Here is a 13,412-nt window from a genome sequence, read left to right as displayed (position 1 = left end):
GCCCCGCACCCCGCCGAACAGGACGCTCTGTGCCGCCTCCGCCGAGTCGCCGCCCTCGCCGCCGCCTGGACCCTGCCCCCCGGATTCCTCGGCGCCACCCGGGGCGGCGGCCGCGTCGGGATCCGGCGTCCCGAGGACCAGCGCGGCTACCAGCCGAGCGGTTCGGGCTGCCGGTGGGGGGCCGCGGGTTCGGCTCCGGCGTCGGCGAAGGCCCGCAGGGCCTGGACGAGGCCGGTGCGCTGACGGGCCGGCATGGCCTGAACGATGCGGCGGATCTCCTCGCGGCGGCGCTCCGTGGCCCCGACGACGGTGCGGGCGCCCTGTTCGGTGAGGGCGGCGCGCACCTCGCGCCGGTCCTCGGGGCGGGTGTCGCGCACCACCATGCCGGCGGCGGTGAGCCGCTCCAGCATGCGCATCGCGGTGGACGGGTTGACGGCGAGGTGCTCGGCCAGCCGCGAGAGACTCATCGCGCCTCTGGAGTGCAGCAGCACGAGCATGCGGAACTGGGGGAGCGTCAGCGATTCGGCCACCTCGCCGAGCGAGCGCGCCGAGATGGCGACCAGGACGCGGGAGGCGGTCAGGACCGCGGTGACCAGGTCCTCCTCGGCTCCCCCCTGGTTCGGGACGTCGGGTTGTGATGGCGAGTGATCGTCCGGCATGGGTCCTTTCTACATCTTGCGCCCCGGCACGCGGAGCGCGGAGTGCGCTCGGAGTCCGCTCGCGAGCCGCCTTTTCGCGTATCGGGCCTGGCGCACGCGGTATTTCCTTCGCACGGCGCAGAGGTCTCCCCGGCGACGAGGTCGTCCGCCTCGCACGGGTGCTCCACCGGCCGCCGCCTCGCCTGCCGGTTCTATCCGGATCCCGCGCCTGGGGCCGGGTCCGAATCCCTCGGACGTCCGGACGCGGGCCGCTGGGGTCCGGCGGCCAGGGAGCGGTCGATCTCGTTGATGGCCTTGGCCGCTTCGGCCAGACGGGCCTTGGCGGCGGCGACCTCCGCGAGGAGACGGGCGGCGACCTTGTCGGCGTCCTCGTGCTCACCCGGCTCCCCAGGGCCCGTGGGGATGCGTTCCACGCCACCGCTCCTTGCAGTTTCGGCTTCTCCGGACGGCTCCCCGTCGTCGGGCCACGCGGCGCGGGACCTTCGGTTTCCAAGGTGGTCGAGTACGGCCTCGGGGAGGCACGAACGACCGCCCGCAGCCGACTTTATTGCACAGTGCAAAGAATGGACAAGCCCGCACCGACCGGACGCGGCTCCCGGAGCACATCGGCCCGTCGCCCGGCGGGGCGGATCCGCGACGCCGGACTCAAGAGCACCCGAGGGCCCTCCGGTCCTTGCACAGGGCAAAGACGGCACCTGACCGACACGGGGTCAACTGGCCGTCCGCGCAAGCTCCGGACGAGCGGGATCGCGTCCAGCCGCGGCAGCAGTCACCACCAGGCCGCGATCCCGCTGCACCTGGTCCGTTCCGCAGGTACGTCCCATCGGCCCACGCCCTTGCACCGCACGTACACGATGCCGCGCGGTGCGGCCCGGTCGTCCGCGGGCAGCCTCCCGGGACGGCGATGACGCCTCGGCGGGCCAACCGCTCCCCCGGGTCGTCCGGCGCAGGATCATCGGGCACGGGCAGGGCTCTGCCGCCCCGGCGCCTCGACCGCCGAGCCCTCGAACCGAATTCGCTGGGAAACGATCGGTCAGGGATCCGGCCGGAGGCTCCGGGTCAGGTCCGCTTGCGGCTCGCGATCTCGTCGGAGAGCCGCTGCACGTGGGCGGGGTCCGCGTCCCGGGCAAGGGCGACGTAGTGGTCCATGACGGCCGGCCGGTAGCGCACGGGCAACGTCCGCCCCGGGGCGAGTCGGGTGAGTTCGGTGATCGTGAGGTCTTCGTCCGCGACACCTCGGAACGAGACGCCGTCGGCGGTCTCCACGTCGAACATCAGGACCACGCGCGGGCTGCCGTCGCCGCCGACCTCCCGCCAGCCGACGAGAACGCCGAGCGCGAGCGTCCCCGTGCGCAGTTCCGCATTGCGCTTCCGCGCGTCACTGCTCAGGAGCGGGTTCGGGACGACGCCCGGGAAGGCGGGCCCGACGCCGAGCGATTCCCGGCTCAGGTCGGGTCTGAGCTGTGCCACCAGATCGTTGAGCTTCTCACTCGAACCGAACATCCTGCCGAACACTCCGCTGAACACCCTGCCGAACATCCCGCCCCCTCCCTCACGCCGGTGCCGGGATCCCGGCCTGGCGCTTCACCCTCCGCGGATTGTACGGCGCGGCCGTTCCCGGCCTCCGTCGCATCGCCCCGTCCCGATGGGGTCGCCGTCTGCGGTCACGGACGGGCTCGGTCGGTGCACGGGCGGGCCCGGTCGGTGCACGGGCGGGCCCGGACTGGCCGGAGCAGGGCGGCGGTTGGGCCCGGGTGCGGGAGCGTGCGGTGGACGACGGGATCGCGCGGTCCGGCCCGGGTGCGCGGTTCGATCGGGCGGGCACCCGGCCGACCGCCGGCTCGGTGGCCGGTCAGGTCACTCGGCGCAGCACCCGGGCCAGGACACGGGGCGGCTCGCCCAGTGGACGAGGCCGGCGGCGGCCAGGCCGAGGGCGGTGCCGGCGGCGACGTCGCTGGGGTAGTGCGCGCCGGTGTGGACGCGGGCGACGGCGACGGCCGCGGTGGCCGCCCCGGCGGCCGTTCCCCAGGGGAGCGAGTGGCCGACGGTGGTGGCCGAGAACGCGACGGCCGCCGCGGTGTGCCCGGAGGGGAAGGAGGAACTGCCGGGCCGTTCCTCCAGGTCCTCGCGGCGCAGCAGGTGGGCGGGCGGGCGGCGGCGCCGGACGAGTTGCTTGGCGACGCCGTTGGCCAGCAGTTGGGCGGTGAGCATCGCGGCGAGCGCCTGCGCGGCCCAGCGCCGTGAGTGGGCCCGGCCGGTGGCGGCGGCCAGCGCGGCCGTCGCCCACCACAGCGTGCCGTGTTCGGCGGCCTCCTGGGCCCCGACCAGGACGCGGCGCAGCGAGTGGTCCTGCCAGGAGACGGCTTCGCGCAGGCCCGCCGAGTCGATCTTCTCCATCGTGTTCACCCGGGGACGCGTGCCCAGGTCGCCGCGCTTCATGCGAGGCCGGGTGGGGCTGCGGGGCGCCGGGTCTGCCGGTGGTCGGGCCTGCCGGTGGCTCCGGCGGGGTCGTGCTGTCGGCCCGGCATCGCGCCTGACACACGAGGACCGTCCCGTCGGGCCGCGACCCGGTGCGGAGCCCGCCACCGGTAGGCGCATCAGGGGGCGCGTGACCGCGGCCGAGCGCCGCTCGGACGCGTGTGCGCCACCTCAGCAGCCACAGCGGGCCCGCGCAGTGCACTCGCGTCCCGGCTCCCCTTGGACGCGCGACCGGGACGCGCACACGATGGGGATCCTTCCAGGGGCCGGCTCCTGCGGCCCTGCCGCCGGAGGCCGGGCACCCGCTGTTCCAGCCGTCGAGCCCGCCGCTCCACCCGGGGCGGCCCGGCCGATCCCCGCCGTAAGGAGACCCCGCCATGCGCGCCCACGCCCTCGCCGCCGCCGCGAGCGTCCTGACGCTGCTCGCAGCCGCCCTCGCCACCGCCGCACCCGCCCGGGCCGACGGCGACCTCCTGCTGTGCACGGGGTCGGTCACCGTCCACTACGACCCGCCCCTGGGCGCCGTCCCCCGGCAGACCTCGCAGAGCGTCACCGAGAGCCTCGGCACCTCCGGTGGCGGCACCTGCACCGGGCCCTTCACCTCCGGCACCGCCCGGACCGTCTTCGACCAGCAGGTCAGCTGCCTGGTCCAGGGGCTCGGCGACACCCTGGTGCAGAACGTGGTGACCTACCACTGGCAGAACGGGCAGAGCAGCACCATCACCTACCCGGTGACCCTCGTCGAACACGCCGCCGGCCAGGAGGTCGTCACCTCCCTCGGCACCGTCACCGCCGGCTACGGCCTGGGTTCGGCCTCCACCCGCGTCGCCGCCTACCCCAGCCTCGACCTCCTGAGCTGCCTCGGCTCCACCGTCACCCAGCAGTCGGGCCTGCTGACCCTCACCCTCACCTGACGCACCCGTGGCGGGAGGGGGTGCCGGCCTACGAGCTCTCGATCCCCAGGTCGGCCGGTGCGGGGTGGCGGCCGTTCCAGTCGAGGCAGACGACGAGGGCGTCGTCCCGGTCGTCGTCGTCGCGGTGGGCGGCGAGGGCGGTCAGGATCGCCCGGGGCACCTCGGCCGCCGGCAGCAGCCGGGTCTCCTGGATGGCACGGGGCAGCCTCGCCGCGCCGTACGCCTCACCGGAGGCCGAGGCGACGGCGTGCACGCCGTCGCTGACGAAGATCAGCCGGTCGCCGCGCTCCACCCGGATGCGCTGCGCCCGGTACGGGGTGCCGTCGGCCAGGCCGAGCGGCAGCTGCGCCTCGAAGGGCACGTGCCGGACGGCGCCGTCCCGTAGGAGGAGCAGCTGCGGGGAGCCCGCGTCGACGATCTCGACCAGGCCGGTGTCCAGGTGGAACTCCAGCAGCAGCACGGAGACGTACGCCTCGCCCCGGTACTGCCCGTACACGGCCTGGTCGGCCAGCGCCGCCTGGTCGGCGATGTCGACGCCGGCGCGGCGTGCGTTGCGCAGCGCGTTGACGGCGAGGTTGGTGAGCAGCGAGGCGTCGATGCCCTCCCCCATGCCGTTGGTGATGGTCAGGGTGAGCCGGTCCTCGGTGGCGGACCAGTCGAAGTTGTCGCCGCGGATGGCGTAGGCCGGTTCCAGCTGGGCGCCGATGGCGTACTCCTCCCGGGCGCAGGCACGGGCGGGCAGCAGTTGCCACTGCATCTCGGCGGCGAGGGTGAGGCGGTTCTTGCGGCGGGCCTGGAGGTAGAGGTCGGTGTCCCGCTCGGCCACCACGATGTGGTGGCCGAGCATCTCGGCGATCTCGCGGAACTCCTCCTGCCGCTGCGGCGTGAGGTGGACGCCGTCCACGTCGAGGCTCAGGACGCCGAGGCGGTCGCCGCGCACGGTCACCGGCAGATGCAGCACGGCCGGGCCGCCGTCCGGCCCGGTTTCGGCGAAGGGCTGCTGGGAGCCGAAGGCCCGTCCGGGAGCGCTGGTGTGCACCGGGATCGGCCGGGCGGTGTGCGGCAGGTCGGTGACCCGCTGGAGCACGGTCAGGCTGTAGTCGGCGAGCTGCAGTTCGACCCTTGGTACGCCGTACAGCCGGATGAGGACCTCCCGCACCGCGTCCAGCAGTGCGTACGGGGCGGCGGTGCGCAGTGCGCGCTCCACCGCGGACAGGTTCGCGGTCATCTGTGTGCTCCTTCTCCTCTGCGGCGTCGACCGGATCGTGCCGACGGGTTGTCGTGTGCCGGGAGGGGGATGTCAGGATGGACCCATGGCCCTCGTCCCCCCGTTCCCGGACCGCGCCGACGACACGGCGACCGTGTCGTCGGTGGTGGAACTACTGGAAGTGCTCTGGGGCGGCGGGCGCGAGATGGACGCCAGGCCCGTGTCCGTGTCCCAGCTGCGCGTCCTCTACGTGCTGGCGGAGAGTGGCGGCATCAACCTCCGCACGCTCACCGGGGCCCTGGACTCGAGTCCCTCGTCGGTCAGTCGGCTGTGCGACCGCCTGGAGGCGGCCGGGCTGGTGCAGCGCACGGCCAGCACGACCAGCCGCCGGGAGCTGGAGCTCCACCTGACGCCGACCGGGCTGGCCTTCCTGGCCGATCTGCGCAGCGCTCGGGAGCGGGCGCTCGCGGAAGTGCTCGACGACATGTCCCCGGCCGAGCGCGGTGCGCTGCTGACGGGGTTGAACGCCTTCCGGACCGCCGCGGCCCGCCGTGCCGAGGCAGGCGCCGACGTCGTGCCGGTCGCGCGGACGGCCTGAGCCGTCGGGCCCGGCCGCACCGGCTCCGTGCGACGACCCGAAAATCGTTGCCGGACGTGGAATGTTGTCGAAGTGCAAATGTTCCCTCTAGGGTGGAGGGACCGCAACGCGCGGTCCCGGGCATCACTCTGCGTGGCGCCCGGTGAAGGGAGGCCTGTATGGCCGAACAACCGGCACCACCGGAGCAACTGACCGCAGCGGTCACCGTCCATGCGGCCGTCGCTCACCTGCGCCTGTCCGGCGAGCTGGACGTGGACACCGTCCCCGAGCTCGAAACCGCTGTCCGAACGGCCTTCCTGGGCCACCCCCGGATCGTGATCATCGAGGCCTCCGACCTGTCCTTCTGCGACTGCGCCGGCCTCAGCGCGCTCCTGCGCGCCCGTCGGCGCGTCATCGACACCGGCGGCGTCTTCCACCTGGAGAACCCCTCCCCCCGACTCGTCCGCCTGGCGGCCCTCACCGGCACCAGCGCCACCCTGGGCCTGGCGGCTCCGATCGCCCCGCCCCGCCCGGAACCGCGGATCGACGCGCCCTCGATCGGCGCGGGGCGCTGAACTCCCGCCATCCCGCCCCGCCGCACCGGGCGGGGCGGCGCAACCGCGTCCGTCCCCATCGATCCGCTCCTCTCCCGCTGTTCCGGCATCCGGTGCCCCGCCTACCCCGCCTGCGCCGCGGCAGACCACTGACCGGCGGGAACCGCTCCCCGATCGTCCGGATCGCGCGGTCGGGCCCGGCGCTCCGGGCGCGCCTCCGCCCCACGGCCCCCGGAACGCGGGAGGCGGTCTCCGTGCCGAACCCGGACACCGCCGCGGTGCGGGCACCACGGGCCGCAGGGACTCCCCCGCCGCGCCGGCCCGCCCCGGGCCCGTACGGGCCCCTCGCCGTCGGCGCTCCCGCTGCGCCTTCTTCCTCCGGAGGCCGTGACCGTGGCCGGTAAGATGATCCCGAGCGGGCCGGGGTGGAAAGAGAGGCACATGAGGAACTCGCGCGCTGTGCCGACCCTGGACCCCGTCGAAGTGGGCGACCACGTCTGCTGGCTGGTCGGTCCCGACGACGACTTCACCACGACGGCCCGGGCCTTCGCCGCGGACGGCGCCCTCTTCGGTGACAAGGTGTTGCTCATCGGCGCGCCCGACACCCGCTGGTCGCTGGGCGGCGCGCCCCAGGGGCTGGTCCTCGACCCCGTCGCCGAGCGGGTGGGCGGGGCGGCCTGGGACCCGGCGGCGATGCTGGAGACGGTGCGCCGCGAGGCGGACGCCGCGTCCCGCCAGGGGTTCCGCGCGCTGCGGGTACTGGCCCGGATGGACCGCGTGTGGCCCGGCGGGGCGAGCCCGCGGGAGATCGCCCAGCACGAACTGGGACTGGACGGTCTGCTCCTCGCCGGGTCGGCCGTCGTCGTCTGCGCGTACCACCACGTCGGCTTCCACCCCACCGCCCTGGAGCAGGCGGTCGGAGTACATCCGCACCAACTGGGCACACACGCGGAGATGCCGGATTTTCGGATGTACAGCGCAGGAACGGACAGCTGGAGCGTGAGCGGCGTGGTGGACTTCGAGGGCGCCGGGGCGTTCCGCACGGCCCTCGACGAGCTGGTCGCGCGCTGCGCGACCGTGCGACTGCGCTGCGAGGACCTCGAGCTGATGGACGCCGCGGGCATGCGCGCCCTGGTCGACGCGGCCCGGGAGAGCCCCGGCCGCCGGATCGTGATCGAGAACGCGGACGAGACGTTCCGGCGCTGCTGGTCGCTGCTCGGCTACGACGTCCCGCAGATCCCCGTGGAGCTGGCGCCGTGAGCGAGAACAGCACGACGTCCCCGGAAGCCTCCCACCAGGACTCCCCGTTCCGGCACGAGCTGTACCCCTACGAGGGGGACGCGCAGTTCCTCGACGGCGTCATGTCCTTCATCCGCGACGCCCGCGCCGGGAGCGAGTTGGTCCTGGTCGCGGTCGCGGAGCCGAAGGAGCGCATGCTGCGCACCGAGCTGGAGGGGACGGACGCCGCCGGGGGCGTCACGTTCCTCGACACCGCCGCCCTCGGGCGCAACCCCGGTCGGCTGATCCCCGCGTGGCGGGACTGGGTGTCCAAGGCCGCGGAGGGCCACCCGGTCCGCGGCATCAGCGAATCCGCATGGAACGGCCGTTCCCCGGCGGAGAGCACCGAGTTCGGCTACCACGAGTGGCTGCTGAACCTCGCGTTCGCCGAGTCCCCCACCTGGTGGCTGATGTGCCCCTACGACACCGCCGCACTGGAACCCGCCACGCTGGAAGCGGCCCGCCGCTGCCACCCCTTGCTCCTCAGCGACGGCACCCACGGCCCCAACGGCTCCTACGTCCAGGAGCCCTACGCCTTCCCCGAGTTCGCCCCCGCCGCCGACCACCCCCAGGAACTCCCCTACCAGCGGGGGCTGCTCTCGGCGGTGCGCGCCCACATCGCCGCCTGCGCGACCCGGCACGGCCTGGACGGCGCGCGCCTTCGCGAACTGCTGATCGCCGCCTGCGAGATCGCCGGCAACAGCATCAAGCACGGCGGCGGCCGGGGCGTCCTGCGGACGTGGGTGGAGGGCGAGGACCTGATCTGCGAGTTCCACGACTCCGGCCACCTCAAGGACCCGCTGGTCGGCCGGTTCAGGCCCACCGTCGACCAAGTGGGCGGCCGCGGGCTCTGGCTCGTCCACCAGCTCTGCGACCTCGTCCAGATCCGTTCCACCGCGGAGGCCGGCACCACCATCCGGCTGCACACCAGGCTGTTCCCGTGACCGCGGCCCGCCCCCTCCTCCGGTGTCCGCCCCGCCTCCTCGGGGTGCGAGCGGCCACCGGCACCGGGTGGGTCGCGGCGCCTCACGAGTGGCCGGGGGACGGTTCCGGTTCGTGCCGCGGTGTCCGGTCCGGCCGGGCGAGCAGGAGGGGTGCGGTCAGGGCGAGCAGTCCTACGACGGTGAGGGCGGTGCGGGGGCCGGTGGCGTCGGCGAGCAGTCCGGCGAGCGCGGTGAGGGTGGCGACGGACGCCTGCTGGCCGATCGACCAGGCCGTCAGGGTGCGGGCGACGAGGTGCCGGGGGGTGTGTTCGAGGCGGTGGGTGGCGAGTACCGGGGTGTACAGGCTCATGTTGACGATGATCGCGAGTTCGACGGCCATCACGGTGACGAGGCCGGGGGTGCCGGGGCGGACGAGTGCCAGGCCGATCAGCCAGATGCCGCGCAGGGCGCCGACGGTCCGGATGACCCGGGGCCGGCCGTAGCGGGCCACGACCCGGGGGGCCAGTCGGGAGCCGAGGAGTCCGCCGAGGCAGGGGGCGGCGAAGGCGAGGGCGTACTGCCAGGGCGGGAAGCCGAGTTGGCGCAGGAGCAGGACGGCGAGCAGCGGCTCGGTGGCCATGATCAGGCCGGAGACGAGCAGTTGGTCGAGGTAGAGCCGGCGCAGGCCGGGGTGGCCGAGGAGGTGTCGCCAGCCGTCGAGCAGGGCGTCCGCCCGGAGGGGGCCGCGGTCGGGCGGGTGCGGTGCTTGTTCCCGGTCGCGGATCGCGGTGATGCCCAGGGCGGAGAGCAGGTAGCTGAGCGCGTCGGCCAGCACGGTGACCACCGGTCCGAACAGGCCGATCGCCGCTCCGCCCAGCGGTGGGCCGATCGCGATGGAGCTCCAGTTCGTGGATTCGAAGCGGGAGTTGGCCACCAGCAGGTCGTCCGGTCGGACGAGGGCCTTGAGGTAGGCGCCACCGGCCGCGGTGAAGGCGATCTTGGCCGCGGAGGCCACGGCCGAGACCGCGAACAGCTGGACGAGGGCGAGCCGCTCGAAGGCGTAGGCGACGGGGATGGTCGCCATGGCGGCGAACCGGACCAGGTCCATCGTGATCATGACCGGGCGCTTGCGCCGGAACTCCACCCACGGCGCGAGCGGCAGCGCGATCAGCGCGCCCACCGCGGGGCCGACCGCGGACAGCGCGGACACCTCGGCGGGCCCGGCGTGCAGCACCAGCACGGCGATCAGCGGCAGCGCCCCGAACCCCAGCCCGGACCCGTACGCGCTCACCGCGTACGACGCCCACAGCCAGCCGAACCGCCGGCCCAGCCGCCTCCTGGCCACCATGCCCTGCACGCTCCCCTCGCAGCTCCACCCGGACAGACCGGCGTTGTGTGACGAGAGGTAAGCGGGTGGGGTGACGGCAGGTCAAACAAACGACCTGCCACGAATCCACAACCACCGGTTGTTCACCGAGGTGCGGCGCCGTGGATCCGTCCGGGCGCCTCCGTCACCGCCCGGTCCGGCCGGCGGTGGTGCGGGGGGCGTCCGCCGGCGCGAACAGCGCCCGGACGGTCGCGGTGGCGAGGTCGCGCAGCCAGGCGTGGGCGCGGTCCTCGTCGTAGCGCTGGTGCCACAGCAGGTGGAGGGGGATCCCGGGCAGTGGCAGCGGCACCGGCAGGGTGGTGAGGCCGAGCCGTTCCCGGGCGGTGCGGGTGACCGCGTCGGGGAGGGTGACGACCAGGTCGGTGTCGTGGGCGAGTTGCAGGGCGAAGGCCGCGGTGGGCCCGGCGGCGACGACGCGCCGTTGCAGGCCGCGGGTGGCGAGGGCGTCGTCGACCGGGTCGCGCAGGCTTCCGCGCCTGGAGACGGTGAGGTGGTCGGCGGCGGCGTAGCGCTCGACGCTCGGCGGGCCTTCGGCGAGGGGGTGGCCTGCCCGGACGGCGACGACGAGCCGGTCGGTGCCGAGGAGCCGGTGGCGGATGTCGGGGAGCGTCGGGGGGCCGGAGCTGGATTCGAGGTCGACCTCGCCCCGGCGCAGTTCGGCGTCGTCCGTGCCGGGTTCGGCCGGCAGGCGGAGCCGGACGCCGGGGGCCTGCCGGTGGACGGCGGTGAGCAGGGCGGTGCCGCAGGCGGCGGTCAGGGCGTCGTGCCAGCGCAGGGTGAAGACCCGGTCCAGGGTCGTCAGGTCGAGTTCCTGCCGCGCGGACAGCAGTTGGTGGGCCTGCTGGACGAGGGCGTGGACCTGGGCGTGCATGGCCAGGGCGCGGGTGGTGGGGACCATGGTGCGGCCGGTGCGGACCAGGATCTGGTCGCCGGTGGCCTTGCGGATGCGGCCCAGGGAGCGGCTCATCGCCGGTGCGGTGACGTGGAGCCGGGCTGCGGCGCCGGTGACGCTGCCTTCTTCCAGCAGCGCGTCCAGGGCGGTGAGCAGGTTCAGATCCAGTTGCATGGCGGTAACTCTACAAGTGAATAGCATGCACTTGTTGTTAACCATGGGGGAGCCTACCTTCGGAGTGCGGGCAGGGAACGAACCGCCCGCACCCACCGGATCCAGGGAGTCCCCATGAACGCCGCCACGCCTTTCGCCGCCGGTACCGCCCTCCTGCCCGAGGTGACCGCGGCGGTGGGGACCGCGGGCCGCACCCTGCGCGAGCGCCACACCACCCACGCCCGGGGCGTGAGCCTGGCCGAGATCGTCGCCGAGATCCACGCCAACGACGACGCGGTGCTGGACGTGCTGAAGGAGCCGCTGCTGCGGGCCCGTCCGGGATCGCGGTGGGTCGAGGACGAGCTGGCCGGCGGGGCGCTCCCGCCCGGCGAGTGGTGGATCGTCGACCCCGCCGAGGGCAACATCAACCACGTCCACGGCACGGACGACTGGGCCGTGACCGCGACCCTGGTGAGCGACAACCTGCCGGTGCTCACCGTCGTCCACCTCCCGCTGACCGGCGACACCTACACCGCCGTCGCCGGCGGCGGCGCCCACCTCGACGGCCGGCCCCTGCGGGTGTCCGCCAAGACCGACCTGGGCGCCGCGCTCGTCGGCACCGGCCAGGCCCGGCCCGGCGAGGACGAGCGCACCTTCCGGCGGATCGGCGACTCGGTCACGGCGATGCTGATCAACGGTCTGGTCGTACGGGTGTCGGTCCCCGCCACGATGCAGCTCATCCACGTCGCGGCCGGACGCACCGACGCCTTCTGGCAGTTCTCCGACGTCCGCTCCGGCCTGGTCGCCGGCGCACTGCTGGTCGCCGAGGCCGGAGGCACCGTCACCGACCTGGCGGGCGAGCCCTGGAACGCCGGCAGCCGCGACTTCCTGGCCGCCGCCCCCGGCATCCACACCGCCGCCCTCGACGTCCTGGCCGCGATCTGACCGCCCGCGACCTCCCCGCCCCGCCAAGACCCGCAAGGAGCACCGCCCCATGGCACACATCGGCATCCTGGGCGCCGGCCGCGTCGGCACCAACCTCGCCCGCGCCTTCGCCGCCGCCGGACACCACGTCACCCTCGGCCGCCGCGACGACGGCGAACCGGGCGCGCCGCCGGCGCACGGCGCCGGCATCCACCACGCCGACCACCGCACCACCGCCCGCACCGCGGACATCGTGATCAACGCCACCCCCGGCGACACCTCCCTGGAGCGCCTGACCGCCCTGCAGGCCGAACTGGCCGGCAAGATCCTCGTCGACGTCTCCAACGCCACCCGCGACGACGCCGACGGCCTGCCCGGCGACCTGTGCTACCCCGGCGGCAGCCTCGCCGAGCGGCTCCAGGCCGCCCTCCCCGACACCCACGTCGTCAAGACGCTCAACACCATGCTGTTCATGGTCATGACCTCCCCGGGCTCCCTGTCCACCCCGCCCACCGCCTACCTCTCCGGCGACGACGAGCGGGCGAAGAAGACCGTCACCGCCCTCCTCGGCGACCTCGGCTGGCAGCCCGGACGGGTCGAGGACCTCGGCGGCGTCACCACCGCCCGCGCCACCGAGGCCATGATCCTCGTGGTCCCCCACGTCCTGCGCCGGCACGGCTTCGAGCCCTTCGCCGTCTCCCTGGCACGCTGACCCGGCCGGGCCCGGACGGCGCGGCGTCACGACGTGCCCGGGGGAAGGTCCGGCAGCGGCTCCCCGGCGAGGATCGCCGTGACCGCGCGGGCGGCGAGGCGCTGCCAGGCCCCGGCCCCGGCGATCATGGCGTGTCCGCCCCGGGGCATCGCGACGAACCGCACGTCCGCTCCCGCGCGCCGGGCCCGGGCCGCGAGGGCGCGGGAGCCCTCCGCGCCGGTGACCCGGTCGGACGGGTCGTGGAGGATCACGAGGCGCCTGCCGCGCAGGTGCTCCACCGGGTCGCCGGGTCGGCACCACGGCGCCAGCAGGACGGCGCCGACGACCTGCGGGTGACCGGCGACGGCGAGCGCCGCCCGTCCGCCCATGGAGTGCCCGAGCAGCACCACCTTCGCGTCGGGTGCCTGGAGCGCGAGTTCTCGCAGGGTCCGGTGCGCGTCGGCGGCGGGGTGCGCGTGCGCGCCGTTCCACCCCCGGTAGCGGTAGTTGACCTCGATCTCCGCGAGCGACGGGTCGGCGGCCAGGCGCCGGACCGCCGCGCCGAAGGCCCGCATGCGGAGCCGGGCCAGCCCCAGGCGGGGCTGGCGGGCGAGGCTCTCGGCCCTGCCCCCGTGCAGGACGAGCAGCACGGACCGGGTGCCGGCGGGGAGGTGACGGGTGCGTGGGGGCATGGGACTCTCCGTCGTGGTGGTCGGCGTACCGGCTCCCGGGGGCGCCGCCCCGTTCCCGGGCACGTGGGGTCGAGGACGTGTGG

At 74.6% G+C, this 13,412-nt stretch carries 15 protein-coding genes; 7 read left to right on the top strand and 8 right to left on the bottom strand.

Features of this window, described 5'->3' with window-relative positions:
- Positions 1-146: 146 nt before the first annotated feature.
- The 4 genes from OO48_RS11785 to OO48_RS11770 all read right to left on the bottom strand — a co-directional run bounded on the left by OO48_RS11785 (position 147) and on the right by OO48_RS11770 (position 3,098).
- On the bottom strand, positions 147-659 hold the full coding sequence (locus tag OO48_RS11785; RefSeq protein ID WP_051732029.1) for a MarR family winged helix-turn-helix transcriptional regulator: 513 nt from the start codon (positions 657-659) through the stop codon (positions 147-149).
- A gap of 191 nt (positions 660-850) precedes the next feature.
- Positions 851-1,072 (bottom strand): hypothetical protein, encoded by a 222-nt coding sequence (locus tag OO48_RS11780; RefSeq protein WP_033214978.1) that lies wholly within the window; start codon positions 1,070-1,072, stop codon positions 851-853.
- 646 nt (positions 1,073-1,718) lie between these two features.
- Positions 1,719-2,198, bottom strand: a complete 480-nt coding sequence (locus OO48_RS11775; RefSeq protein ID WP_245194602.1) for a hypothetical protein — start codon at positions 2,196-2,198, stop codon at positions 1,719-1,721.
- 318 nt (positions 2,199-2,516) lie between these two features.
- Entirely contained in the window at positions 2,517-3,098 is a 582-nt protein-coding gene (locus tag OO48_RS11770; protein WP_245194601.1) for a phosphatase PAP2 family protein, read from the bottom strand.
- Positions 3,099-3,514: 416 nt separating this feature from the next.
- On the opposite strand from OO48_RS11770, the gene OO48_RS11765 reads away from it, so the two are divergent.
- Positions 3,515-4,051, top strand: a complete 537-nt coding sequence (locus OO48_RS11765; protein ID WP_033214976.1) for a hypothetical protein — start codon at positions 3,515-3,517, stop codon at positions 4,049-4,051.
- A 28-nt stretch (positions 4,052-4,079) separates the two neighbouring features.
- Here OO48_RS11765 and OO48_RS11760 read toward each other — a convergent pair whose 3' ends face one another.
- The gene (locus OO48_RS11760; protein ID WP_033214975.1) at positions 4,080-5,279 is read right to left on the bottom strand and encodes a PP2C family protein-serine/threonine phosphatase; all 1,200 of its coding nucleotides are present in this window, start codon (positions 5,277-5,279) and stop codon (positions 4,080-4,082) included.
- Positions 5,280-5,364: 85 nt separating this feature from the next.
- Between OO48_RS11760 and OO48_RS11755 the strand changes: the two genes are divergently transcribed.
- The 4 genes from OO48_RS11755 (at position 5,365) to OO48_RS11740 (ending at position 8,611) form a co-directional block, all read left to right on the top strand.
- Positions 5,365-5,856: a MarR family transcriptional regulator gene (locus OO48_RS11755; protein WP_033214973.1), complete on the top strand. Its 492-nt coding sequence runs from the start codon at positions 5,365-5,367 to the stop codon at positions 5,854-5,856.
- A 158-nt stretch (positions 5,857-6,014) separates the two neighbouring features.
- Positions 6,015-6,410 carry an STAS domain-containing protein gene (locus OO48_RS35070; RefSeq protein WP_051732028.1) on the top strand — a complete coding sequence of 132 codons (396 nt, stop codon included), beginning with the start codon at positions 6,015-6,017 and terminating at the stop codon, positions 6,408-6,410.
- A 420-nt stretch (positions 6,411-6,830) separates the two neighbouring features.
- Complete coding sequence (locus OO48_RS11745) at positions 6,831-7,649, top strand: MEDS domain-containing protein (protein WP_033214972.1); 819 nt, start codon at positions 6,831-6,833, stop codon at positions 7,647-7,649.
- The gene (locus OO48_RS11740) at positions 7,646-8,611 is read left to right on the top strand and encodes a sensor histidine kinase (RefSeq protein WP_033214971.1); all 966 of its coding nucleotides are present in this window, start codon (positions 7,646-7,648) and stop codon (positions 8,609-8,611) included. Before OO48_RS11745 ends, OO48_RS11740 begins: the two co-directional genes overlap by 4 nt.
- Before the next feature lie 82 nt (positions 8,612-8,693).
- On the opposite strand, the gene OO48_RS11735 is transcribed toward OO48_RS11740, so the two are convergent.
- On the bottom strand, positions 8,694-9,938 hold the full coding sequence (locus tag OO48_RS11735) for an MFS transporter (RefSeq protein ID WP_051732026.1): 1,245 nt from the start codon (positions 9,936-9,938) through the stop codon (positions 8,694-8,696).
- A gap of 163 nt (positions 9,939-10,101) precedes the next feature.
- Complete coding sequence (locus OO48_RS11730) at positions 10,102-11,043, bottom strand: LysR family transcriptional regulator (RefSeq protein WP_033214970.1); 942 nt, start codon at positions 11,041-11,043, stop codon at positions 10,102-10,104.
- Positions 11,044-11,157: 114 nt separating this feature from the next.
- On the opposite strand from OO48_RS11730, the gene OO48_RS11725 reads away from it, so the two are divergent.
- Together OO48_RS11725 and OO48_RS11720 are read left to right on the top strand one after the other, a co-directional pair.
- Positions 11,158-11,967, top strand: coding sequence for an inositol monophosphatase family protein (locus OO48_RS11725; protein ID WP_033214968.1), 810 nt, complete (start codon positions 11,158-11,160; stop codon positions 11,965-11,967).
- Between the two features lie 49 nt (positions 11,968-12,016).
- On the top strand, positions 12,017-12,658 hold the full coding sequence (locus OO48_RS11720) for an NADPH-dependent F420 reductase (RefSeq protein ID WP_033214966.1): 642 nt from the start codon (positions 12,017-12,019) through the stop codon (positions 12,656-12,658).
- 26 nt (positions 12,659-12,684) lie between these two features.
- Here the strand turns inward: OO48_RS11720 and OO48_RS11715 are convergent, their stop codons facing one another.
- A complete protein-coding gene (locus OO48_RS11715) occupies positions 12,685-13,329 on the bottom strand; it encodes an alpha/beta fold hydrolase (RefSeq protein WP_033214964.1) in 645 nt (214 codons plus the stop codon).
- Positions 13,330-13,412 lie beyond the last annotated feature (83 nt).

It is taken from the genome of Kitasatospora phosalacinea (assembly GCF_000716545.1).
GTDB lineage: Bacteria > Actinomycetota > Actinomycetes > Streptomycetales > Streptomycetaceae > Kitasatospora > Kitasatospora phosalacinea.
Note: the sequence above shows the minus strand (reverse complement) of the source record. Positions and strands in the feature narration are given on the sequence as shown.